The organism is Enterobacter sp. DVT3837, from assembly GCF_056238685.1.
Genome location: NZ_JBWDLA010000001.1, coordinates 345,930 through 369,830 on the forward strand (window position 1 = coordinate 345,930; position 23,901 = coordinate 369,830).

Below are 23,901 nucleotides of genomic sequence, written 5' to 3' on the forward strand. Positions count from 1 at the left end.
CGTTTAAGGATTACAACCGTAAGTCAGACTCACGATCAAATGGGGCGAATACTCTCTTCATCCAGATCGGCGTCGAAGAACCGGCGCAGGGTCTGAATGTTGTTATCCGCGATAATTGCCTCGCGCGCCTGCGCGAGCTTCTCTTCATAAATGGCCTGACGCCACTCCAGCGGCGTTTTCACTGCCGGATTATCATCTTCAATGATAGTCAATTCAACCGGTGCACCCTGTAATGCGGTGAGCGCCTCGGCCAGCGCCTTTTGCGCGCCTGGCGAATTCAGGTGTCGTTGACCAGGACGCAGGTGTAAACGCACCTGATTGCCGTCCTGCTCTTTCCAGGCATTCAGCGCGACCTGCTCCACCAGCTTCGGCAACTGAAGCTTACTGACCTCGGCGGCCCAGGCATCACGCGCAATTGACTCTTCGGCGAGCTTCGCAGAAAGCTCCGGCGTTTTCTCATGCTCCAGCGCCTTTTTCAGCGCTTTCGGGGTGGCGACCTCTTCCTTCACCTCTTCGATGATAGTGGTCGCCTTCCAGCGGTAAGCCTCTTCTTTCACCGGGGCTTTCTGCTCGAGCGCGGAGGGTGCAGGACGCGACTGTACGCGCTCCGTTACCGAGGCCAGTCGTTCAAGCGCGGCGTTGTTAACCGGCCGCGCTCTTGCAGGCGCTGCCGGTTCACTCTTTTTTGGTTTGGTTGCTCCCTGCGCACGCTGCAACTGGCTGCGCGCGGCAAGCACCGAACTGGTGGCGTCCGACAGCGGCACATTTTGCTGCGGCGGCGGTGTCGGCTGCGGTGGTACCTGCTGCGGTGACATCACCGCCGTCGGTGCGACCGGAGCAAAGGATTGTCGCGGCACGTCCGGTTCCGGCAACGGCATACGCGGGTGGAACGCCAGCGCGCGCAACAGCGTCATTTCAACACCCATACGCGGATCCGGCGCGAACGGTAACTCTTTGCGGCCAATCAGCAGCGTCTGGTAGTAAAGTTGAACATCAGCAGGCGGCACGGTGCGGGCAAGTTCACGCATCCGCTGTTCGATAGCCGCCATATCCGCACCAATGGCAGACGGAGAAAGCTGCAGCATCGCCACGCGGTGCAGCAGGCTGAGCATCTCGACCAGCAGCCCTTCCCATTCAATACCCCGTGCAGCGGCCGCATCGACCTGCGACATAACACGCTCGCCGTTGGCGGCAATCATCGCTTCGATAAGAGAGAGCGCCTGATCGTCATCCAGCGTGCCGAGCATGGTGCTGACCGCCTCGGTCGAGAGCTTGCCGTCACCGCTGGCTATCGCCTGATCGGTAAGACTTAACGCATCACGCAGGCTGCCGTCCGCTGCACGAGCCAACAGCTGCAGAGCACGCGGTTCGTGGACAATTTTCTCTTCGTCGAGAATATGTTCAAGCTGAGCACGGATCTGTTCAACGTCCAGCGCCTTCAGATGGAACTGCAGGCAGCGCGACAAAATGGTGACCGGCAGCTTTTGCGGATCGGTGGTCGCCAGCAGGAATTTCACATGCGCGGGCGGTTCTTCCAGCGTTTTCAGCAGGGCGTTGAAGCTGTGACGCGACAGCATATGCACTTCATCGATCAGGTAGACCTTGAAGCGCCCACGCGCCGGGGCATACTGCACGTTGTCGAGCAGATCGCGGGTATCTTCAACTTTCGTGCGTGAAGCAGCATCGATCTCGATCAGATCGACAAAACGCCCCTGCTCAATCTCGCGGCAGTTATCGCATACGCCACACGGCGTGGCGGTGATCCCGGTTTCGCAGTTCAGACCTTTTGCCAGCAAACGGGCAATAGAGGTCTTGCCGACGCCGCGGGTGCCGGAGAAAAGATAGGCGTGATGGATGCGACCTAGCGACAAGCCGTTCGCCAGGGCCGTCAGCACATGTTCCTGACCGACAACGTCAGCAAAGGTTTGTGGTCGCCACTTACGGGCTAACACCTGATAACTCATGGGCAGGCTCTGCAACGCTGGAAGGTGAATTTATGGAGGGGAATGCTATCACAACCTCACCCATTGAGCGAGGTTGTGAAAATCGGGATCAGTGACCCGGGAATGGCACCAGGCTGTAGCTGGTAATACCCTGTTTTTCCAGGCGCTGTTCACCGCCCAGATCGAACAGGTTGATGATGAATGCCGCATCGGTCACTTCACCGCCCAGACGACGGATCAGCTTCACGGTCGCTTCGATGGTGCCGCCGGTTGCCAGCAGATCGTCAACCACCAGCACTTTGTCGCCAGGGACGATCGCATCAACGTGGATCTCCAGCTGATCGGTGCCGTATTCCAGCTCGTAGCTTTCAGCGATGGTTTCACGTGGTAGTTTGCGCGGTTTACGTACCGGAACAAAACCCACACCCAACGCCAGCGCAACCGGTGCGCCAAACAGGAAGCCACGGGCTTCGGTACCTACTACTTTGGTGATCCCGGCGTTTTTATAACGCGCAACCAGCAGTTCAATGCTGAGCGCGTACGCTTTCGGGTCTTCCAGCAAGCTGGTGACATCACGGAAAAGAATGCCAGGTTTTGGATAGTCCTGGATACTTTTGATGCTGTTTTTCAGATATTCAAGCTGCTGTGCAGTTGCGGTCATCGGTTTGTGCCTAAATGAAACAGTGTTACTCACAGCGCGCAACGAGTCGATTAAAGATAACAATTGTTTAACCTTTAACCAGGCGCACCTGTGCTCGAAAACGGTCGAATTTACTGTCTGTGCGAGATAATTGCAACAGACATTATAAGGCGTCAGTGCTTTTGTTGCTTTTCATCAACCACCGGGATTCGCCACATAAAGATGAGCAGGCATGTCAGGATCGCCAGCAACAGGATCCGTACCCACATCATTTTCACCAGCCATAATGAAATAGCGAAGGTGATGAGGATCACCGCGATCGCGCGCGGTTTAGCACCGGGCGGCATGGCCCGGTGTTTTTGCCAGTGGCGCAGATAACCGCCAAACCATGAGCGATACAGCAGCCAGTGGTGAAAACGCGGCGATGATCGGGCGAAGCACCAGGCCGCCAGCAGGATAAACGGCGTGGTCGGCAGCAAGGGTAAAACCACACCTAATGTGCCAAGCACTACCGCCAGCCAGCCAATGATGATTAAAATAGTACGCTGCATAATGCGAATCGTTATCAAACTGAACGGCTACTTTACCACTGGAGAGCGCCTTGAAAACAGCCTTGCTTCTGGAGACGCTGCAAAAACAGCTGACCACCCTGCGAGCAGAGGCTACCCCTCTGATGGGGCACGCCACGCTGAAGCCGCGCTTTGACCGGCAACTTTTTCGCACCCGAAGCACGCTCATTCAGGATTATATTGCTGAAGCCCAGGCCCATCTTGATGAGCTTCGCCACGCGGTTGAGCACAAGCAAACACAGCAGGTGGCCTGGCTTGCAGAGCATCTCACCGGGCAAATCACCGCCCTGCGCCGGGAAATTGCCACCTGGACGCTGCGCGCCTGGGACGGTGCATCTCCGGGGCTCGGCAAATGGCAGCGTAAGCGGCTGGAGAACCAGGAGTTTGAACGCCGGTTGTTTGAGATGAAGCGCGAGCGGGAAGCGCGCCTGAGCAACAGTGAAACGCTGGAAGAGCAGCAATTATTGATGCGTGAGATTAGCGCGCTGGAAGGACGCCTTGTCCGCTGCCGTCAGGCGCTGGATGAGATTGAACGCGTGATTGCACGTTTGACCCGTTAACAGGAGCCACACAAATGTCACTGGAAAATGCACCCGATGAGGTCAAGCTGGCCGTTGATTTGATTATGTTACTGGAGAATCATGAAATCCCCGCAGAGACGGTGCTCAAGGCGCTGGAGATTGTACGGCGAGACTTTGAAGGTAAGGTGAGGGCAATACAGCCCTCACCCTAACTCCCTCTCACCGGGAGAGGGAAAATAGATTAGGCAGGAGTAGGATCATCACCCTTAATGTCGCGCTTCACTTCCGTATGCTCGTCACCTTTCTCGTTACGCAGGTGAACTTCAAGCTGGTTGAAGGCGATATTAATATCGTTCTCACGACACAGGCGATCGATAGAGCGGTTCAGCTCATCCACGGTATAACTGCGGTCACGCAGTTCACGTACGTATAACCGCAGCTCGTGATCCAGGGTGCTCGGCCCAAAGGTCGTGAAGAAGACCGATGGCGCAGGATCGTGCATCACTTTCGGATGTTCAGACGCCGCCTGCAGCAGTACCTCTTTTACCTTATCCAGATCCGAACCGTAGGCCACGCCCAGGCGGATAACTACTCGCGTCACGGTGTCTGAAAGCGACCAGTTGATCAGGCGCTCGGTCACGAACGCTTTGTTCGGGATGATCACCTCTTTGCGATCAAAGTCGGTAATGGTGGTGGCTCGAATACGGATCTTGCTGACCGTACCGGAGAACGTGCCGATGGTGACGGTATCGCCGATACGAACTGGACGTTCGAACAGGATGATCAGGCCGGATACAAAGTTACCGAATATCTCCTGCAGGCCAAAACCAAGACCTACCGAGAGCGCGGCAGCCAGCCACTGCAGTTTGTCCCACGACACGCCCAGCGAGCCAAAGACCGTCATCGCTCCGACAATAATGATAACGTAGTTGAGGATCGTGGTAATGGCATAGGACGCCCCCTGACGCAGGTTCAGGCGCGACAGTACCAGTACTTCCAGCAGGCCCGGCAGGTTGCGAATCAGCGCCCAGGCCACCATCGACGAGACCAGCGCAAAGAGCAGGCTGCCCATGGTGACGCTCTTCATGACCGCAGCACCGGCTTCGGTACCGTTGTATTGCCAGAGGGTGATACTGTCCAGATAGGCGAAGACGGTAATTAAATCAGACCAGATAGCCCAGAACATCACCGCAAACAGAGCGACCATCACCAGCATGGTGATACGCAGCGTCTGCTGGTTGACCTGCTCCAGGGCGATGGTCGGTTCCTCCTGTGGCTCCGCCCCTTCCGCGCCCTCTTTTACCTGATGTTGACGACGCGCAATGGCACGGCGATAGGCGATACGACGGGCCGCAACACTCAAACCTCGCAGAACGGTCTGATAGAGCAGGTTCCAGATGATCACCAGATAAACCGTTTCAATCCAGCGACCAGACAGACGCAGCGTGGTGTAGAAGTAGCCCGTTGCCGTGAGCACCATCAGCGCCAGCGGAATGATTGCCAGTACCGTCACGGTAGCCAGACGAATATTGTGGGACTCTTTATCACGCCAGCTATCGCGGCACATCGGCCACATCAGAATGGCAATCAGGAGCAGGTTCAACAAAATAACCAACTGCCCCAGTACATCATCCATCAGATGCAGCGGGGAAAGTTCAGAGACAACCGACCAGAAGTGCAGCGGCAGAAGGGCCAGGCTGATACGCACAATCTGACGACGCCAGTGGCTGGTCAACTGCGCAGGCATGTTGAAATGGCGTACTGCCACGCCGTCTTTTTCCAGTACCTTCCAGCACAGACCAAACACCAGCCAGAACAGCGCCAGTTTCTTACTGAATGCCCACAGCAGATCGCTGACGTTAAGCTGCATCGTGAGCAGAATCAGACCTACCGCCAGGATAATAAGGCACACCGGCAGGGCGCGGATGAGGTCGATCAGAATCGCTTTCGGCGTATGAAGCTGGCTATCGTTTCGCAGTTGTCCCACTTCGGACGCCAGTTTCGCCTGATACTTCTTCAGCCAGCCCAGACGCCAGCGGATCAGACCGGCAATCAGCAGCAGCGGTAATCCCGCCAGGAAGGCAATCATCACCGCAGGCCAGGCTTTCTCCCAGTTCACGGTAATTTTCATACTCTTGATCTGCGTTTTCAGCGTTTCAGGGAAGGATTTAATCCAGTCCCAGTCCATTGGCTTGTTGCTGTTTACCCAGAAAATCTGCTGCGTCAAAATTTCCTGCAGACTTTTCGAGACGCTCACCAACTGCTGCTGGTTGATCTGCAGGTTAATGGCCATCATCAACTGGTTGCCCAGCTGTTTGTTGAGCTGGTCCAGCAGTTCGCGACGCATATCCACTACCTGAAGTAGCGCATCGTGCACTTCCGGGTTCACGTCACTGGAATGGCCTTCTTCAATTTTGGCGACGAAGGTATCGCTCTGGAAAAGGGCATCTCGCTGCTGGTTGACATCAAACTGCTCCAGACGCAAATCCGCGATGCGGTTGGTCATATCCTCCAGTTCATCGGCAGACGGGAGCGTCTGCTGCTGCTGGTAGAGAATACGCGACAGGAGGAGGCTGCCTTTCAGAACCGCAATCTGCTCTTTAATGTTGCGTTCAGCCTGCAGCGCGCGGTCCAGCCAGTTTTTTACTTTGATATTTTGCTGAACCAGAGAGTTACCGCTTTCCGTCGCCTGTATCAGACGCTGGCTGAGCTGATGGTTAGCCTCGAGCTCCTGTTTCACCAGTGGGTTCGCCTGAATACGAGCGGTTTCGTCAGGTGATACTGCCTCCTGGGCGGTTTTTTCTGTCAGCGTCAGGCGTTTACTGTTAACCGCCTCCTGCAACAGCTGCAGCTGGTGTTCCAGGCGATTAATATTCGCGGTGACGTAATCACGCTGTTTCTGAAGCGTGTCCTGCAGCACCGTATTCCCTTCCAGGCTCTTACGCTGCTGTTCGATTTGCGCGTTGAGTAATGTTTGCTGAACCAGCAGCAGGGTTTGCTGCGTCGGGCGTAAAGTGCCCTCACCCACCGTCGTGCCATTCAGGCGGTTACGGATCTGCTGCAGCTGTTGGGACGCGGCGTACATTGCGTTTTGCACGCGCTCGGGCTGAGTCTGCAGTGAGACAAGTTGGCTATTATACGTTGCGAGATCGGACTGTGCGGTTTGCAGATCGTCAAGTGATTGCGAGACACGCGACTCCAGCTGACGTAAAGAAAGGGTCGCGAGTGTTTTACGTGTTTCATCGTCGTTATCGACGTCACTCAGGGCATTCAGCGCATCCGTTGCCTTGCGCATGTTGTCAGGAGCCTGAGCCACCTTCTGACGCAGTTGCGCGGTTTCAGCTTTGACACGCTCAATTTTATCGTACGTTTCCAGCGTTTCCGTCAGATCCTGCTGGATAAGCTTCTCCTGAGGAGAGAGATCTTTCTGTTTGTTCAGAGTGTCGAGTTGCGACTGAACATCAGCGCGCGAGGGAATATCATTGCTGTTGTCGGCACGGGCCCAGGAAAGCGGTGCCGTGGCGAAGAAAAACAGCATCGCAAGGAGCAATGCAAAAACAGGATGTTGCGAGCGATTGATGGGCAGCATAGTCGTGAATGATGTCAGAAGATGACCGAAAATAGTCCGGCGTGAAGAATATCACGCTCGCCTGAAGCAGAATAGCGCGAACGTTATCCTCTGAGATAAATCCTGGAAAGGGATCAGGCCGTTAACGAAGGTGTGTCGCTGCGCAGCGTGGGGCAGAGCTGTAGCATTTCCAGTAAAATCGCCACATAACTGCGAGCTTCCTCTCTGAGGTCAAAGGATTCCGGCGCAAAAAGCCAGTTTTCCATCAGGCCTGAAATGTAACTGCGCATCAGAATAGCCGCCCGGCGGGTCATCAGATTGGCCGGTAACAGCTTTGCCTGCATACACACGCTCAGGTTCTGTTCGATGCGGTCATAGCTCTCCAGGCTGAGACTGCGCTGCGCCTGCTGCACCACTGCCATCTCACCCACGAACTCGCATTTATGGAAAATAATTTCCATCATTAACCTGCGACGTTCCTCAACGACTGTCGCTTCAAGGATATATACTAATATTTCTCTTAATACTGAGAGTGGATCGTCAGGGAATTTTGCCCGATACTCACTCTCTAGATCGCTAATGCTGGACTCTGAAAGCTCCCAGATTTCACTGAACAGATCTGACTTGTCTTTAAAATGCCAGTAAATCGCTCCCCGTGTGACACCAGCGGCCTGAGCAATCTGTGCCAGCGAGGTTGATGAAACACCCTGCTGAGAGAACAAACGCATCGCCACATCCAGAATGTGTTGTCGGGTTTCCAGCGCTTGTTGTTTAGTTTTTCGTGCCATAGGTGGGTGAATTTACAGGAGTCAGATTTACATACATTTGTGAATGTATGTACCATAGCATGACGATAATATAAACGCAGCAATGGGTTTTTGGACTCAGGACCATTGATCAATTTGAAATCGGACACTAGAGGTTTACATATGAACAAAAACAGAGGGTTAACGCCTCTGGCGGTCGTTCTGATGCTCTCAGGCAGCTTAGCGCTTACAGGATGTGACAATAAACAGGCTCAACAAGGAGCTCAGCAGATGCCAGAAGTTGGCGTTGTGACGCTCAAATCCGAACCTCTTCAAATCACTACAGAATTACCCGGCCGTACAAATGCATATCGCATTGCGGAAGTTCGTCCTCAGGTGAGTGGCATTATCCTGAAACGTAACTTTACCGAAGGCGGGGATGTTAAAGCGGGTGAGTCTCTGTATCAGATTGATCCGGCAACCTATCAGGCATCTTATGAAAGCGCCAAAGGCGACCTGGCGAAAGCACAAGCCGCAGCCAAAATCGCCCAGTTGACGCTGAACCGCTACCAAAAACTGCTCGGTACCAAGTACATCAGCCAACAGGATTACGATACCGCCCTGGCAGATGCCCAGCAGGCTAACGCGGCCGTAGTGGCAGCGAAAGCAGCTGTCGAAACCGCCCGCATTAACCTGGCCTATACCAAAGTGACCTCTCCGATTAGCGGTCGTATTGGCAAATCTTCCGTTACGGAAGGGGCACTGGTGCAGAACGGTCAGGCCACTGCGCTGGCGACTGTGCAGCAGCTTGATCCAATCTACGTCGACGTGACCCAGTCGAGCAACGATTTCCTGCGTCTGAAACAGGAGCTGGCTAACGGCACCCTGAAGCAGGAAAACGGCAAAGCCAAAGTGGAACTGGTGACGAACGACGGTATCAAGTTCCCGCAGGAAGGTACGCTGGAATTCTCTGACGTGACGGTCGACCAGACCACCGGTTCCATCACCTTACGTGCGATTTTCCCGAACCCTGACAAGAATCTGCTGCCAGGTATGTTTGTTCGCGCACGTCTGGAAGAAGGGACCAACCCAACCGCCATTCTGGTTCCACAGCAGGGTGTGACCCGTACACCTCGCGGCGATGCGAGCGCACTGGTTGTCGGGGCTGATGACAAAGTCGAAACACGTAATATCACGGCATCACAGGCGATTGGCGATAAATGGCTGGTGACGGAAGGTCTGAAAGATGGCGATCGCGTGATTATTACTGGTTTGCAAAAAGTTCGTCCTGGCGCGCAGGTCAAAGCACAGGAAGTGAAATCTGACGATAAACAACAAGCTTCGGCCGCTGGCCAGTCAGAACAAACCAAGTCTTAACTTAAACAGGAGCCGTTAAGACATGCCTAATTTCTTTATCGATCGCCCCATATTTGCGTGGGTGATCGCCATAATCATCATGCTGGCTGGGGGACTTGCGATCCTGAAGCTGCCTGTCGCGCAATATCCGACCATTGCGCCACCGGCGGTGACAATTTCCGCAACCTACCCAGGGGCTGATGCGAAAACGGTGCAGGATACCGTTACTCAGGTTATCGAACAGAACATGAACGGTATTGATAACCTGATGTACATGTCCTCAAACAGTGACTCCACCGGTACGGTACAGATCACCCTGACCTTCCAGTCAGGTACTGATGCCGACATCGCGCAGGTTCAGGTGCAGAACAAACTGCAGCTGGCGATGCCACTGCTGCCGCAGGAAGTACAACAGCAGGGCGTGAGCGTCGAGAAATCGTCCAGTAGCTTCCTGATGGTTGTCGGCGTTATCAACACCAACGGCACCATGACGCAGGAGGATATTTCCGACTACGTGGGCGCCAACATGAAGGACGCCATTAGCCGTACTTCTGGTGTGGGTGACGTTCAGCTGTTCGGTTCCCAGTATGCAATGCGTATCTGGATGGACCCGAACAAACTGAACAACTTCCAGCTGACGCCGGTTGACGTCATCAGCGCCATTAAAGCCCAGAACGCCCAGGTTGCAGCCGGTCAGTTAGGGGGTACGCCACCGGTGAAAGGCCAGCAGCTTAACGCCTCGATCATTGCGCAAACGCGTCTGACCTCTGCCGATGAGTTCAGTAAGATCCTGCTGAAAGTGAATCAGGACGGTTCACAGGTTCGCCTGCGCGACGTGGCAAAAGTGGAACTGGGTGGTGAGAACTACGACATCATCGCGAAGTACAACGGCAAACCGGCTTCCGGTCTGGGTATTAAGCTGGCGACAGGCGCTAACGCCCTGGACACCGCTACAGCGATCCGCGCAGAACTGAAGAAGATGGAACCGTACTTCCCGTCAGGCCTGAAGATCGTCTACCCGTATGACACTACGCCGTTCGTTAAAATCTCGATTCACGAAGTGGTTAAAACCCTGGTAGAAGCGATCATCCTGGTATTCCTGGTAATGTATCTGTTCCTGCAAAACTTCCGCGCGACGTTGATTCCAACCATCGCCGTTCCGGTTGTATTGCTCGGTACCTTTGCCATCCTGTCGATATTCGGTTATTCGATAAACACCCTGACGATGTTCGGGATGGTACTCGCCATCGGCCTGCTGGTGGATGACGCCATCGTGGTAGTAGAGAACGTTGAGCGTGTAATGGCGGAGGAAGGTCTGCCGCCGAAGGAAGCCACCCGTAAATCAATGGGCCAGATCCAGGGCGCGTTGGTCGGTATCGCGATGGTACTGTCGGCGGTATTTATCCCGATGGCGTTCTTCGGGGGGTCTACCGGTGCGATTTATCGTCAGTTCTCGATTACCATTGTTTCGGCAATGGCGCTGTCGGTACTGGTTGCGTTGATCCTGACACCTGCACTGTGTGCCACCATGCTGAAGCCAATTCAGAAAGGTGGTCACGGCGAGCATAAAGGGTTCTTCGGCTGGTTTAACCGCATGTTTGATAAGAGTACGCACCACTACACCGACAGCGTGGGCAACATCCTGCGCAGTACCGGTCGTTACCTGCTGCTCTATATCATCATCGTGGTGGGCATGGCCTATCTGTTCGTTCGTCTGCCAAGCTCGTTCCTGCCAGACGAAGATCAGGGCGTGTTCCTGAGTATGGCTCAGCTTCCGGCGGGTGCGACACAAGAACGTACCCAGAAAGTACTGGATGAGATGACCGACTACTACCTCACCAAAGAGAAAGACAACGTTGAATCCGTATTTGCGGTTAACGGCTTTGGTTTTGCGGGTCGTGGTCAGAACACCGGTATTGCCTTCGTTTCCCTGAAAGACTGGTCTGAACGTCCAGGTAAGGAAAACAAGGTCGAGGCGATTACTGGCCGTGCCATGGGCACGTTCTCGAAGATCAAAGATGCGATGGTCTTTGCCTTCAACCTGCCTGCGATTGTTGAACTGGGTACGGCGACCGGTTTCGACTTCCAGCTGATTGACCAGGGTGGTCTGGGTCACGAGAAACTAACGCAGGCACGTAACCAGCTGTTTGGCGAAGTGGCAAAACACCCTGACCTGCTGGTTGGCGTGCGCCCTAACGGCCTGGAAGATACGCCGCAATTCAAAATCGACATTGATCAGGAGAAAGCTCAGGCCCTGGGCGTTTCCATCAGTGACATCAATACCACTCTGGGTGCAGCCTGGGGCGGTAGCTACGTCAACGACTTCATCGACCGTGGTCGTGTGAAGAAAGTGTACGTGATGTCAGAAGCCCAATACCGTATGTTGCCGAACGATATCAATAACTGGTTCGTACGCGGCAGTAACGGCCAGATGGTACCTTTCTCCGCGTTCTCTACGTCACGCTGGGAATACGGTTCGCCGCGTCTGGAGCGCTATAACGGTCTGCCTTCCATGGAAATCCTGGGTCAGGCTGCTCCGGGTCGAAGCACCGGTGAAGCGATGGCGATGATGGAGCAACTGGCGAGCAAGCTGCCGTCGGGAATTGGCTACGACTGGACCGGTATGTCCTATCAGGAACGTCTGTCCGGTAACCAGGCCCCTGCCCTGTACGCCATTTCACTGATTGTGGTCTTCCTGTGTCTGGCAGCACTGTACGAGAGCTGGTCGATTCCGTTCTCCGTCATGCTGGTGGTTCCGCTGGGGGTTATCGGTGCACTGCTTGCCGCAACCTTCCGTGGCCTGACCAACGACGTGTACTTCCAGGTAGGCCTGCTGACAACCATTGGCTTGTCGGCGAAGAACGCGATACTTATCGTGGAATTCGCCAAAGATCTGATGGAGAAAGAAGGTAAAGGCCTGATTGAGGCGACGCTGGAGGCGGTACGTATGCGTCTGCGCCCAATCCTGATGACGTCTCTGGCGTTTATCCTCGGCGTTATGCCACTGGTTATCAGCTCTGGTGCTGGCTCCGGTGCGCAGAACGCAGTAGGTACAGGTGTAATGGGTGGTATGGTCACCGCGACCGTTCTGGCCATCTTCTTCGTACCGGTGTTCTTCGTGGTGGTTCGCCGCCGCTTCAGCCGCAAGAATGAAGATGTTGAACACAGTCATTCAGTAGAGCATCACTGATACCGGTTTCACATGATAAAAAGGCCGCATTAGCGGCCTTTTTCATTTCCTGAAAAAATCATAAAATACGCTTATTGTTTTTCCATTTATTTCCTGCCATGTTTATTAGGCATATCATAATTAACCGATCGCTTAATCGGTGAATTCGGGATTTTTTTAATTTCATTTCCACGCTTAAGCTATTAGGAATATTCCTAACAACAAGTTCGGACAAACAGAACTCCGGACCAGGACGTCTTCCCATCGTTTAAGCTAAACCAATGAAACGTAAGGAAGCGAAAAAAAATTCTTTGTTAATTTAGATCAAAATGTTCACTTCCGGACAAACATTTGCGTAAACGCTCGCAGTCTGCGGTTTTATTTGTAATTTTTCGTAATAGCGCGGTGAAATCTTGAATGGAGTGGCTTATAGTTAGAGATATCAGGAACACAGCACCCATGTGGCTAAGTATGTTGTATCCATCCCGACAATGATGTTCGGTGAGTAAGAAATCACTCAGAAGGGGATGCGCTATGGACGAGTACTCGCCAAAAAGGCATGATATCGCGCAGTTGAAATTTCTCTGCGAATCCTTGTACCATGACTGCCTTGCCAATCTTGATGAAAGCAACCATGGCTGGGTGAACGACCCAACGTCTGCCATCAATTTACAGTTGAATGAGCTTATAGAGCATATCGCAACCTTCGCACTTAATTATAAAATTAAGTACAATGAAGATAATAAGCTCATTGAGCAAATTGATGAATACCTGGATGACACCTTTATGTTGTTCAGCAGTTACGGCATTAACGCCCAGGATTTGCAAAAATGGCGTAAATCGGGAAACCGGCTATTCCGCTGTTTCGTCAACGTGAGCAGAGCTAACCCGGTTAGTCTTTCCTGTTAAAATTATTACAATTACTAAGGTGAATTTATGTCTGATAAACCACTCACAAAGATCGATTATTTGATGCGCTTACGACGCTGTCAGTCAATTGACACGCTCGAACGTGTCATTGAAAAGAATAAATACGAGCTTTCTGATAATGAACTGGCGGTATTTTATTCAGCTGCAGACCATCGTCTTGCTGAGCTGACGATGAATAAGTTGTATGACAAAATTCCTACTTCTGTATGGAAATTTGTTCGTTAATCTTTGAAGTGTGCCTGTAGAGTTCTACGCCACGTTCTGAACTGTATTCACCTATCCAGCTATGCTCCCTGTGCAAAAGCCAGGTCTCCATGTAAAACATGCGCATCAACAACAATGTTGTGACAATAGTCACATCGGTTATTAGGGAACGTTCCCATGTCGAGCGGTTAATATTACCCTGCGGTAAATACGTTCACAGAGGTTTCCAGGATGAGCATTGAAAAACAGAAGATGATTGCAGGTGAACCTTATCGCCCTGGTGATGAGACATTACGGACTGACCGCCTGCGGGCCCGCCATCTGGTTCATCGTTATAACCACACCGCACCTGATGAAAAAACAGAACGCCAGAACATTCTGGCGGAACTTCTGGGAAAAAGCGAAGGGGCTTATATTGAACCGAGCTTCCGATGCGACTACGGATATAACATTTATCTGGGTAAAGACTTTTACGCTAACTTCGACTGCGTGATGCTCGATGTGTGCCCAATTCACATTGGTGATAACTGCATGCTCGCGCCGGGAGTTCATATTTATACGGCAACCCATCCACTGGACGCCGAAGAACGTAATAGCGGCGTGGAGTTTGGCAAACCCGTGAGAATCGGTAACAATGTCTGGATTGGCGGACGTGCGGTCATTAATCCCGGCGTAACCATTGGCGATAATGTAGTGGTGGCCTCCGGCGCTGTCGTGACGAAAGACGTCCCGACCAATGTCGTCGTTGGCGGTAACCCGGCAAAAATCATCAAAAAACTGTAAGGCTGCGGGGAGTCAACTGTTATGGTCTTTTAGCGCCATACTGTTACTTTTTTCAACCAAATGGCTCCCCTAAAATTGGCAGATCCCCTGTATTGTCAACTCTCATGAAGGCAAAAAATGACCGAGATACAGCGCCTGCTCACTGCCACCATCGACGAACTCAACCTCCGCGAAAAGCGCGACAATCGCCCGCGCTTTAGCATTAGCTTTATCCGCAAACATCCCGGACTCTTTGTTGCAATGTATGCCGCCTGGCTGGCGACGCTTATTGTGATGCTGAAATCCGAAACGCTGGTGGACTCCGTCTGGCTACTCGTTGTGCTGTTTGTTGTATTTAACGCCTTTTTCTTTTTCGACGTGAATCCCCGCTACCGCTACGAAGATATCGACGTACTCGATTTTCGGGTCTGCTACAACGGCGAATGGTACAACACCCGTTACGTACCAACAGAGCTAATCGACAGCATCATGCACTCTCCGGCTGTCGAAAACGTGCAAAAAGAGAAGCTACAGAAAATGATCTCTACCAAAGGTCAGCTTTCTTTCTACGATGTCTTTACCCTTTCTCGCCCTGTTGCTGCGTAATTAAGGCCTGCAGGCGTCGGATCCCCGGCACAAACTGAGAAGCAGAGGTATTGCCGTAACCTAATACCAGACCGGTTTGCCCCTGCTTCTTCTCCAGGTAATATCCGCTCAATGCAGCGGGGGCCAGCTGAAACGCCCTCGCCTGCTCCACCAGCTTCTGGTCATCAATCCCTTCTATCGCCAGCGTCAGGTGCATTCCGCCCTCGCCAGCAAGAATGCGATGCGGAGTATGAAGCTCCCCGCTCAGCACCTCCCGTAACTGGCGGTAACGTTTACGATAGAGCCGACGCATGGCGGCAAGATGACGGGCATAATGGCCTTCTTCAATAAACAGCGCCAGAGTACGCTGTTCAGCACGGTGTCCACCGCGTAACAGTGCACCAATAGCCGGATGAGCCGCATTTCCCAGCGCCGGGGGTAACACCATGAACCCCATTCTGAGCGACGGAAACAGCGTTTTGCTGAATGTCCCCAGATAGACAACGGGGGCATTCGCTACCATTCCCAACATTGCCGGCACGGGCTCACCGGTGTAACGGAACTCACTGTCGTAATCGTCCTCAATAATCCAGGCGTTATGTTGCCGGGCAAGTTCCAGCAATGCCAGACGCCGCCGCGCACTGAGTACGCTTCCGTAAGGGAATTGATGTGAAGGCGAGGTGAAAATAAGCGAGGGGGAAGGAACATCCAGCCCTTCCCAGCACATTCCCTCGTCATCAACAGGTATTGCCGTCATCTTCAGACCGTTTTTTACAAAAGCACTTTTTGCCCCGCTATATCCGGGATTTTCCACCCACGCGACATCTCCCTGCTCGCTCAACAGCATCGTGCAAAGATTGACGCCTTCAAGCGCGCCTTCCGTTATTACAATCTGGCTGGCGTCACAGTCAATTCCGCGAGACAGGGCAAGATGACGGGCAATGGCCGCCCGCAGCGACGGTTCCCCGGCAGGTGAACCATATCCCAACAGGCTACTCCCCTCCTCCCGCAACACGCGATCGAACAATCTTCGCCACAGCGGTAGAGGAAAATAGTTGATGGCAGGCGTCCCGGGGGTGAATGCCATAACCGGTGTATCCCGGGCCACTGGCGCAGGTAACAATGAGACCCGCTTTGCGAGCGTGATGACAGAATCCGGCAATGCCCGGGCGACAGAACGGTGAGCTAACTGTGCCACACGCGTTCCCTGTCGGTTACGCAGTAAATATCCTTCGAGCGTGAGCTGATCCAGCGCTGCATTCACGGTGTTCCGCGAAAGAGAAAGTTGACGAGCCAGCGTCCGCGAACCCGCAAGCTGGCAGCCAGACTGTAACCTGCCGCACAGTATGGCCTCCCGCAATGTTAGATAGAGCGTACGTTGAAGCGTCTCCTCACCACGCGCTTTCAGAGCAGCATTGAGCAACGTATAAAATTCATCACCGGGTATATTCATCTCACCTCCGCCTGGTACCACCAAAACATAGCCGAGTGGTTCTTTTTATGGAACCAGTAACTCACTAGTCTGGAACTCTTTTCAACGTCACGGACATTAAGATGAAGACATTCAATCAGTTTGGTCAGCCAGTGGGTGAACCTCTTAACGACTGGCAACCTCGTCAGCACCCGTCTCGGGTCGTCCTTCAGGGGCGCTATTGTCGGCTTGAGCCTCTGCGAGTGGAGCATGCCGACGCACTGTTCAACGCTTATTCCCGGGCCGAAGATACCCGCAGCTGGACATGGCTGCTACGGGAGCCAGATGCCTCGGCGGGTGAGTTTGCCGGGTGGGTGGCGAGCGTGTGTGAATTATCCGATCCCATTCACTTTACCGTAATTAATAACCACACACAGTCTCCTGTCGGAACACTGGCCCTGATGCGGATCGATCCTAAAAACGGTGTAGTGGAAGTGGGACACGTTCATTTCTCCCCACTGTTAAGCCGCACGCCAGAGTCAACAGAAGCGCAATATCTGCTGATGCAGTACGTGTTCGATACTCTTGGCTACCGCCGTTATGAGTGGAAATGTAACAGTCTGAACGAACCTTCGCGCAAAGCGGCACTGCGTCTTGGTTTTCAGTTTGAGGGGCGTTTTCGCCAGGCGCTGGTCACAAAAGGTCATAACCGGGATACCGACTGGTTTTCGATACTCGACAAAGAGTGGCCGGCGCTGGCGAAGGTCTTTGAAGGGTGGCTTGCCATCGACAATTTTACTGCCGATGGCAAACAGAAAAGATCCCTGGAAAGTTGGCGAGAAACACGCATCTAGCGTCTTTTTTTACGTCCCTGAACCGCCTTAAAGCGCGGGTTAGATTTGCAAATCACATATAAGCGTCCCTTGCGTTTGACTATCTGGCAATCCGGGTGACGCTGTTTCGCACTACGTAATGAGTTAAGTACCTGCATAGTTAGCCCCGCTTCGCATTAAGAAAACCACCAAAACGCTTGCGGAAGCGTGCCGCACTGCCATCCGTAGAGAACGTTTTCTGCTTGCCGGTATAGAACGGATGCGATTTTGAAGAGACCTCAATAGTGATGTAGGGATAGGTTTCACCGTCGAGTTCAATTTCGCGGTCGGTCTTTATGGTCGAGCCAACTTTAAAGTACTCATTGGCACTGGTATCGTGGAAAACCACGGTGCGATAGGCGGGATGGATATCTGGTTTCATCGTAAGCTCTTTTTGTTTTGTTATAACATAACAAAATGATATCGAAGCTCTGATGAAATAACAACCCCCCTCTATCCTGATGCTATTTTCTGATTTGCCTTAGATAAAATGAAAACCAGGCTACACACGTGCTATAACTACATCATTTCGCGGTAAAATCTTTCTCTTCAGGCAGGGAACTCTGTACCCAGGAACGGGCATATGAGGAAGGAAACGACAGCATGAAAACCCGGCATATGGTCAGTCTGGTGACTGGCGTACTTATCTTTTCTGTGTTGATCCCCATTTGCCTTAGCATCTGGCTGGCGCACCGCCAGGCAGAAGAAAAATTTGTCGATGCGCTGGACAGGTATGCCTCACGTGTACTGGTACGTACTGACATGGTTATGGCGCAGGCAAAAGAGGCGCTAACTCATTTGCAGGCCTTTAAGGGAGTCCCCTGTAGCCCTACGCATTTAATGGAAATGCGCCGGTCCGCTTTCTCGTGGCGTTATGTCCAGGAAGTTATCTATGTCGACAATCTTAAGCCCCTCTGCTCCTCCCTGGAGCAAACCAGCAAAGCGGTCTCTTTTCCCCCTCCGATGCGTATTACAGAAGATGGTTACAGCACATGGCTGACCACACAAAACGATCTCGGCTTTAACCGCTATATGGCTGTCATGGGGAAAGGCCATTACCTTGTACTGATTGATCCCGCCTCGCTTGTCGATGTAATCCCTTTCAGTCAACTCACGATCAATGCCTCCCTGGTGGGGCATAAAACACATCTCATTTTTGCCAGCAGTAACAAACTTGATCCGCATATCCGTAACATGGTTATGGGGCAGAAGGTCTCCAGCATTCAGTACAACGGGTCAATGTACATCATGAAGCCGGTGCCTGAGTTAGGGTTTACGATCGTGGCCTGGGCTGCACTCAAGCCACTGGCTGAAACCTGGCACCAGCAGCTTATTTTCTGGCTACCTTTCGGCATACTGATAAGCCTGCTTGCCGCGTTCTTCGTCTTGCGCGTATTGCGCCGTATCCAGTCGCCGCGCAATCGCCTGCTTGACGCCATTAACAGCCGCGACATTGTGATTCACTATCAACCCATTGTGGCACTCTGTAGCGGAAAAATTGTGGGTGCTGAGGCGCTGGCACGCTGGCCTCAGCCAGACGGGAGCATTCTCGCGCCAGATATTTTTGTTCCACTTGCTGAACAAACCGGGCTCATCTCGCAGTTGACCCAGTTAGTTATCGAAAAAGTATTCGAAGATATGGGCAACTGGCTGCACCTTCACGAGGAACAGCATATCTCCATCAACCTCGCGCCTGCGGATTTGACCTCCGGCGATCTGCCACCTCTGCTGGGTCAATTACTGAATAAGTGGGCAGTCCATCCGAAACAAATCGCCCTTGAGTTAACCGAACGTGGCTTTGCCGATCCTAAAATCAGCGCGCCAGCCATCGCCGCCTTCCGTCGTTCAGGGCACTCTGTCTATATTGATGATTTTGGCACTGGCTATTCCAGCCTGAGCTATCTGCAGGATCTTGATGTCGATACGCTAAAAATTGATAAATCGTTTGTGGATGCACTGGAGTACAAAAACGTCACCCCGCACATTATTGAAATAGCGAAATCGCTGAAGCTGGCGATGGTTGCGGAAGGGATTGAGACCGCAGGACAGCTCGAGTGGTTGCACCGCCACGGGGTGCAGTATGGACAGGGGTGGTACTACAGTAAGGCGCTACCAAAAGCGGAATTTATTTTTTGGGCAGAAAATAACCTCAGGTTGCATTCTACTTAAGGTAGGATTTGATCACCTGTAACACCACGCCAAGATCGGCTTCACGCTTTGCTTCTTCGGGCTCTTTCACCACGTGATCGGTTAAATGCCCTTCGATCACCTGCATCATCATGCCGTTAACCGCTCCACGGATCGCCGCCAGCTGTTGTAGCACCTCGGCGCATTCGTGATCACTGTCCAGCATTTTCTCCAGGGCGTTACTCTGCCCCTGAATTTTCTTCAGGCGAGTCAATAACATTTTCTTGTCGCGAACGGTATGTGACATCTGGTGATCCCTTCTCTTTTTTGACGTTTAAAGCATATCACGCTCTACTCCCCCTGAGTATTTTTCTACTGGGGGGTAGTATTAATTTACTGGGGGGGAGTAGTATTTGATCTCGCTTTCCATTCCGGAATCTTCGATGAACGATTTTGCTTCACTCCTGCAACAGGGCAACGCCTGGCTGTTTGTCCCCAGCGCTATCCTGCTCGGCGCGCTGCATGGCCTCGAGCCGGGCCACTCAAAAACGATGATGGCCGCCTTTATCGTGGCAATCCGCGGTACGATGAAACAGGCTGTGATGCTCGGTCTGTCGGCAACACTTTCCCACACGGCGGTGGTCTGGATCATTGCCATGGCTGGTTTATGGTTTGGTCAGGGATGGGATGCACACACGTCCGAACCCTGGTTCCAGCTGATCTCCGGGGTATTGATCATAGCAATCGCCTTGTGGATGGCCTGGCGAACCTGGAAAGAGAGTCAGCCGCACGATCATCATCACGATCACCACCATGACCATGACCATGACCATGACCACCATCATGAGCATCACCACCATGGACATCAACTGGTTGAGGAGGAGTGGCAGGACGCCCATCAACGGGCGCACGCACAGGATATTAACCGACGTTTCAACGGTCAAAACGTCACCACCGGGCAGATCGCGATGTTTGGCCTGACCGGGGGGCTTATCCCCTGCCCAGCATCAATAACTGTCCTGCTGATCTGCCTGCAGCTGAAGCATTTTGCCCTCGGCGCAACGCTGGTGTTCAGTTTCAGCATTGGCCTGGCGATCACGCTGGTGGCTTCCGGCGCAATTGCCGCCTTAAGCCTCAAGCACGCGACCAAACGCTGGCCCGGGTTTAGCGAATTCTCCCGTAAAGCGCCATGGATCTCCGCTGCGCTGATTACCATAGTAGGGATTTACATGAGCCTGCATGGCCTGAGCGGCATTCTGGCGTAAGACTGCGGCCACGCTCTGTGGCCGCATCTTCATGGTCAGTTAAGAGTTCTGCTGCCAGCTGAAGGTATAGCGAAGCTGGCGTGTCTGCAGGATGAACTCCGGCGAGACGCTGGGGCTCCAGGAGTCGTCGCCGCCCACGCCCATATGGAACGCATCGAGATTGAGCCAGCAACCCGGCTCCTCACACAACAAATGATGGTGAGTTGTCTCACGCAACTGTTGTTGGCTGTAGCGGCTCACGGAGAAATGGAACCTACCCTTTAACTGGTGCCTTCCCAGCACAACTTCACGTGTATCGCAGCGCAAACCATTCTCCGTAGGGAAAATATACGGTGTGTGCATCGCCTCCAGTGGTAGTGTCCAGCGCCCCTGCTGTGCTGCCAGCTTTCTGTCCGGGTAGTTTTCGTGTGGTCCCAGTCCAAGCCAGTGGACGTTTTCCGGCGTTTCGAGGAGATGAACGCTCAGTCCAACGCGCGCGGGCTGCGGAATATCAGACGCAATATCGACCTGAATGTCACCATGCAGCACGCCCTGATCGTCCACCCGCCAGATTTTACGACTCAGGAACAGCGCTTTGCCGCGAAACTCCAGAGCATGCAGGGTGGTCACCACCACCTCACCTGCGTGCTGCTCTGAGCCACACTGCAGAACGCGCGAAGTAAGATCGTATATACCCGCCGCTTTCCAGCGCTCAACCCAGGCATTCGGATCGATCCGCGTCGCCTCACTCACACCAATGTCATTGTCCAGCGGTGCACGGCTGAAGTTATCCGTCACAGGTGAAATCAGCGTTTCAACACCATTACGCCACCATTGCGTCAGGTTCCCAGACTGGCGGTCGAACTGCCAGCGTTGTTGCTGATGCGTGATTTCAAGCATACGATCGTTTTGCGTCAAAACAGGAGCCACACCCGCGGGAGCTGGCGGAGAGATAAACAGCGGAGCCGGAAGCGGCCACTGTTCCCACGCGCAGCGATGATCTGCCGGTGACCACGGTGTTGCCTGCGGCTGAAATACTTCGACATTCAGCCAGACTTCACCCGGCTCTGGCGTGATCTCCGGAAGATCGATTTCCACATGCTGAGTCTCTCCAGGAGCAACAGCGAGTGTGACCTCGCCCGCGTCCAGTACGTTTCCATCCCGGGTAATCGTCCATCTCAGCACCTCGTTATCGGTATGGCGGAACAGATAGTCGCTTTTTACCGCGATTACCCGCGGAGACGTACTCACCCACGTAAACGTGAAAAACTGCTGCGCACGCTGCGCCTCATACAGCGCCGGATGTGGCGTGCGATCGGGGAACACCAGGCCATTGAGGCAGAACTGACGGTCATTCGGTTTATCGCCAAAGTCCCCGCCGTACGCCCAGAACGTGTTGCCATTTTCATCTTGCTTCACCAGGGCCTGATCGACCCAGTCCCAGACAAAGCCACCCTGCAGGCGAGGATGGCTGCGAAACGCCTGCCAGTATTTCGCGAACCCACCGAAGCTGTTCCCCATCGCGTGGGCGTATTCGCAGAGGATCAGCGGACGCGTTTCATCCGGCATGCCGATCCATTTTTTTATTGACCATTTGGGTACAGCAGGGAAAGGCTGGTCCTGATCGACCCGGGCGTACATCGGGCAAACAATATCGGTCGCGGCTGTGTTCGCGCCGCCACCTTCATACTGTACCGGGCGCGTTGGATCCGTGGATTTCACCCAGCGATACAGTGCGTCGTGGTTTGCACCGTGCCCGGACTCATTGCCCAGCGACCAAATGATAATTGAGGGATGATTACGATCGCGCTGCACCATGCGGGTCACACGCTCGCTCATAGCGGGCAACCAGCGCGGATCGTCTGCGAGGCGACTCATCGGCACCATGCCATGGGTTTCGATATTAGCTTCGTCAATGACATATAGCCCGTAGCGGTCGCATAACGTGTACCACAGCGGATGGTTTGGGTAGTGCGAGCAGCGCACAGCGTTGAAGTTGTGCTGCTTCATGATTTCGATATCGCGCCGCATCGTCGCTTCGTCCATCACCTGGCCATTTTCCGGATGATGTTCGTGCCGGTTAACCCCGCGGATCAGCATCGCTTTACCGTTGAGTTTCAGCAGACCGTTACTGATTTCAACGCGACGGAAGCCAACATCGCAGGCTTCAATCTCCAGCACATTGCCCTGCGCATCCCGAAGCGCGATGGTCAGGCGATAGAGCTCCGGCGTTTCAGCACTCCATAACGCTGGGGCATCAACGGGAATGGCTACCGTTAAACGCTCGGCCCAACAGCCGCGCTCGTCCACAATAACAGACCCAGGGCATTGGGTTGCGCTGGCGCATTTTTCCCCCTTACGCCACAGGGTAAAGACCACCTCGCAGCCCGTAAAACCAGCGCCTGCAAGCTGGACGTCGACCTTCAGCACTGCACGGTCCAGCTCTGCATTCAGGTCTGTCGCCACCTGATAATCGGCAATCTGCGTCTCAGGTTTATGCAGCAATGACACATCACGGAAAATGCCGCTCATGCGCCACATATCCTGATCTTCCAGATAACTCCCATCACACCAGCGTAAGACCATAACTGCCAGGCGGTTTTGTCCGGGGCGTAATGCCGCCGAGAGATCAAACTCGGCAGGGAGTCGGCTGTCCTGTGAATACCCCATCCACTGCCCGTTGCACCACAGATGAAACGCCGAGTTCACGCCGTCAAAGATAATCCGGGTTTGCCCGCTCTGCAGCCAGGCATCATCCACTTCAAATGTGAGCGAATAACAACCAGTCGGGTTTTCCTGCGGAACGAAAGGTGGGTTAACAGGTATTGGATAAGTGACGTTGGTGTAGATGGGGGTGTCAAAACCCTGCATCTGCCAGTTAGACGGTACGGGCATCGTGACAGCATCCGCGCAATCTTCTGTCACCCATTTCTGGGGAACCTGCTCCGGCGCTGGAAAGTAGCTAAATTGCCATTCCCCATTAAGGGAGCGTTTGCTGAGAGATGCGGCATCATCCCGGGCAGGTTGTTCATGAAGCCAACTGTGTAACGGCGCGTGTGCGGTCAGGCGGTTCCACTGTGTTACCCCTGGGTTTTCCCAGTCCCGACGGGCCAGAATTGCGCTGAGAGTCAGCGATGGTGTGTTGGGCATATCAACCTCTTTTGCGAAGCGCTCACAATTTTGCTTAACATGCCCTGCCACTGGGTTACGGTAAAGTGTTCGATCGTGGGGTAGCGAGTCAGATCACAAAAGTC

21 protein-coding genes and 1 other annotated feature are annotated in these 23,901 nt (G+C 53.4%); of the genes, 11 read left to right on the forward strand and 10 right to left on the reverse strand.

Annotated elements, in window-relative coordinates; translation table 11 throughout:
• Positions 1–35: 35 nt before the first annotated feature.
• The 3 genes from dnaX to AC0XWG_RS01675 all read right to left on the reverse strand — a co-directional run bounded on the left by dnaX (position 36) and on the right by AC0XWG_RS01675 (position 3,134).
• Entirely contained in the window at positions 36–1,964 is a 1,929-nt protein-coding gene (gene dnaX / locus AC0XWG_RS01665; RefSeq protein ID WP_028017606.1) for a DNA polymerase III subunit gamma/tau, read from the reverse strand.
• Positions 642–706: a sequence feature (DnaX frameshifting element), on the reverse strand. It overlaps the preceding gene by 65 nt.
• An 88-nt stretch (positions 1,965–2,052) precedes the next feature.
• The gene (gene apt / locus AC0XWG_RS01670) at positions 2,053–2,604 is read right to left on the reverse strand and encodes an adenine phosphoribosyltransferase (protein ID WP_028017607.1); all 552 of its coding nucleotides are present in this window, start codon (positions 2,602–2,604) and stop codon (positions 2,053–2,055) included.
• Positions 2,605–2,756: 152 nt separating this feature from the next.
• On the reverse strand, positions 2,757–3,134 hold the full coding sequence (locus tag AC0XWG_RS01675; RefSeq protein WP_028017608.1) for a DUF454 family protein: 378 nt from the start codon (positions 3,132–3,134) through the stop codon (positions 2,757–2,759).
• A 50-nt stretch (positions 3,135–3,184) separates the two neighbouring features.
• Here AC0XWG_RS01675 and priC point away from each other — a divergent pair, with 50 nt between their 5' ends.
• Together priC and rsmS are read left to right on the forward strand one after the other, a co-directional pair.
• Positions 3,185–3,712, forward strand: coding sequence for a primosomal replication protein N'' (priC, locus tag AC0XWG_RS01680; protein WP_208594354.1), 528 nt, complete (start codon positions 3,185–3,187; stop codon positions 3,710–3,712).
• Between the two features lie 14 nt (positions 3,713–3,726).
• Entirely contained in the window at positions 3,727–3,885 is a 159-nt protein-coding gene (gene rsmS / locus AC0XWG_RS01685; RefSeq protein WP_032666839.1) for a pleiotropic regulatory protein RsmS, read from the forward strand.
• Between the two features lie 29 nt (positions 3,886–3,914).
• Here rsmS and mscK read toward each other — a convergent pair whose 3' ends face one another.
• Both mscK and acrR read right to left on the reverse strand, forming a co-directional pair.
• Complete coding sequence (gene mscK, locus AC0XWG_RS01690) at positions 3,915–7,262, reverse strand: mechanosensitive channel MscK (RefSeq protein ID WP_028017610.1); 3,348 nt, start codon at positions 7,260–7,262, stop codon at positions 3,915–3,917.
• 113 nt (positions 7,263–7,375) lie between these two features.
• Positions 7,376–8,029: a multidrug efflux transporter transcriptional repressor AcrR gene (gene acrR / locus AC0XWG_RS01695; RefSeq protein ID WP_028017611.1), complete on the reverse strand. Its 654-nt coding sequence runs from the start codon at positions 8,027–8,029 to the stop codon at positions 7,376–7,378.
• Positions 8,030–8,170: 141 nt separating this feature from the next.
• Here acrR and acrA point away from each other — a divergent pair, with 141 nt between their 5' ends.
• From acrA to AC0XWG_RS01725, 6 genes are all read left to right on the forward strand, one after another.
• Positions 8,171–9,364, forward strand: a complete 1,194-nt coding sequence (acrA, locus tag AC0XWG_RS01700) for a multidrug efflux RND transporter periplasmic adaptor subunit AcrA (protein WP_128348589.1) — start codon at positions 8,171–8,173, stop codon at positions 9,362–9,364.
• A 22-nt stretch (positions 9,365–9,386) separates the two neighbouring features.
• Positions 9,387–12,533: a multidrug efflux RND transporter permease subunit AcrB gene (gene acrB, locus AC0XWG_RS01705; RefSeq protein ID WP_028017613.1), complete on the forward strand. Its 3,147-nt coding sequence runs from the start codon at positions 9,387–9,389 to the stop codon at positions 12,531–12,533.
• Between the two features lie 513 nt (positions 12,534–13,046).
• Positions 13,047–13,421: an Hha toxicity modulator TomB gene (gene tomB / locus AC0XWG_RS01710; protein ID WP_008499288.1), complete on the forward strand. Its 375-nt coding sequence runs from the start codon at positions 13,047–13,049 to the stop codon at positions 13,419–13,421.
• A 27-nt stretch (positions 13,422–13,448) separates the two neighbouring features.
• Positions 13,449–13,667 (forward strand): HHA domain-containing protein, encoded by a 219-nt coding sequence (locus tag AC0XWG_RS01715; protein WP_008499287.1) that lies wholly within the window; start codon positions 13,449–13,451, stop codon positions 13,665–13,667.
• 210 nt (positions 13,668–13,877) lie between these two features.
• Positions 13,878–14,429 carry a maltose O-acetyltransferase gene (gene maa / locus AC0XWG_RS01720; RefSeq protein ID WP_028017614.1) on the forward strand — a complete coding sequence of 184 codons (552 nt, stop codon included), beginning with the start codon at positions 13,878–13,880 and terminating at the stop codon, positions 14,427–14,429.
• Positions 14,430–14,546: 117 nt separating this feature from the next.
• The gene (locus AC0XWG_RS01725) at positions 14,547–15,014 is read left to right on the forward strand and encodes a YlaC family protein (protein WP_028017615.1); all 468 of its coding nucleotides are present in this window, start codon (positions 14,547–14,549) and stop codon (positions 15,012–15,014) included.
• On the opposite strand, the gene pdxR is transcribed toward AC0XWG_RS01725, so the two are convergent.
• Positions 14,986–16,446, reverse strand: a complete 1,461-nt coding sequence (pdxR, locus tag AC0XWG_RS01730) for a MocR-like pyridoxine biosynthesis transcription factor PdxR (protein ID WP_475680319.1) — start codon at positions 16,444–16,446, stop codon at positions 14,986–14,988. The two genes, AC0XWG_RS01725 and pdxR, sit on opposite strands and share 29 nt — an antisense overlap.
• Positions 16,447–16,547: 101 nt before the next feature.
• Between pdxR and AC0XWG_RS01735 the strand changes: the two genes are divergently transcribed.
• Positions 16,548–17,258 (forward strand): GNAT family N-acetyltransferase, encoded by a 711-nt coding sequence (locus AC0XWG_RS01735; RefSeq protein ID WP_475680320.1) that lies wholly within the window; start codon positions 16,548–16,550, stop codon positions 17,256–17,258.
• On the opposite strand, the gene ykgO is transcribed toward AC0XWG_RS01735, so the two are convergent.
• Positions 17,255–17,395, reverse strand: a complete 141-nt coding sequence (gene ykgO, locus AC0XWG_RS01740; RefSeq protein ID WP_003859006.1) for a type B 50S ribosomal protein L36 — start codon at positions 17,393–17,395, stop codon at positions 17,255–17,257. The genes AC0XWG_RS01735 and ykgO overlap by 4 nt on opposite strands.
• A 2-nt stretch (positions 17,396–17,397) precedes the next feature.
• A complete protein-coding gene (locus AC0XWG_RS01745) occupies positions 17,398–17,658 on the reverse strand; it encodes a type B 50S ribosomal protein L31 (protein WP_010428154.1) in 261 nt (86 codons plus the stop codon).
• 221 nt (positions 17,659–17,879) lie between these two features.
• Between AC0XWG_RS01745 and AC0XWG_RS01750 the strand changes: the two genes are divergently transcribed.
• The gene (locus AC0XWG_RS01750) at positions 17,880–19,445 is read left to right on the forward strand and encodes an EAL domain-containing protein (protein WP_028017618.1); all 1,566 of its coding nucleotides are present in this window, start codon (positions 17,880–17,882) and stop codon (positions 19,443–19,445) included.
• Here AC0XWG_RS01750 and AC0XWG_RS01755 read toward each other — a convergent pair.
• Positions 19,438–19,710: a metal-sensing transcriptional repressor gene (locus AC0XWG_RS01755; RefSeq protein ID WP_028017619.1), complete on the reverse strand. Its 273-nt coding sequence runs from the start codon at positions 19,708–19,710 to the stop codon at positions 19,438–19,440. The two genes, AC0XWG_RS01750 and AC0XWG_RS01755, sit on opposite strands and share 8 nt — an antisense overlap.
• Positions 19,711–19,846: 136 nt before the next feature.
• On the opposite strand from AC0XWG_RS01755, the gene AC0XWG_RS01760 reads away from it, so the two are divergent.
• The gene (locus tag AC0XWG_RS01760) at positions 19,847–20,668 is read left to right on the forward strand and encodes a nickel/cobalt efflux protein RcnA (RefSeq protein WP_128348953.1); all 822 of its coding nucleotides are present in this window, start codon (positions 19,847–19,849) and stop codon (positions 20,666–20,668) included.
• A gap of 39 nt (positions 20,669–20,707) precedes the next feature.
• On the opposite strand, the gene AC0XWG_RS01765 is transcribed toward AC0XWG_RS01760, so the two are convergent.
• Positions 20,708–23,797 (reverse strand): beta-galactosidase, encoded by a 3,090-nt coding sequence (locus tag AC0XWG_RS01765; protein ID WP_475680321.1) that lies wholly within the window; start codon positions 23,795–23,797, stop codon positions 20,708–20,710.
• Positions 23,798–23,901: the final 104 nt, after the last annotated feature.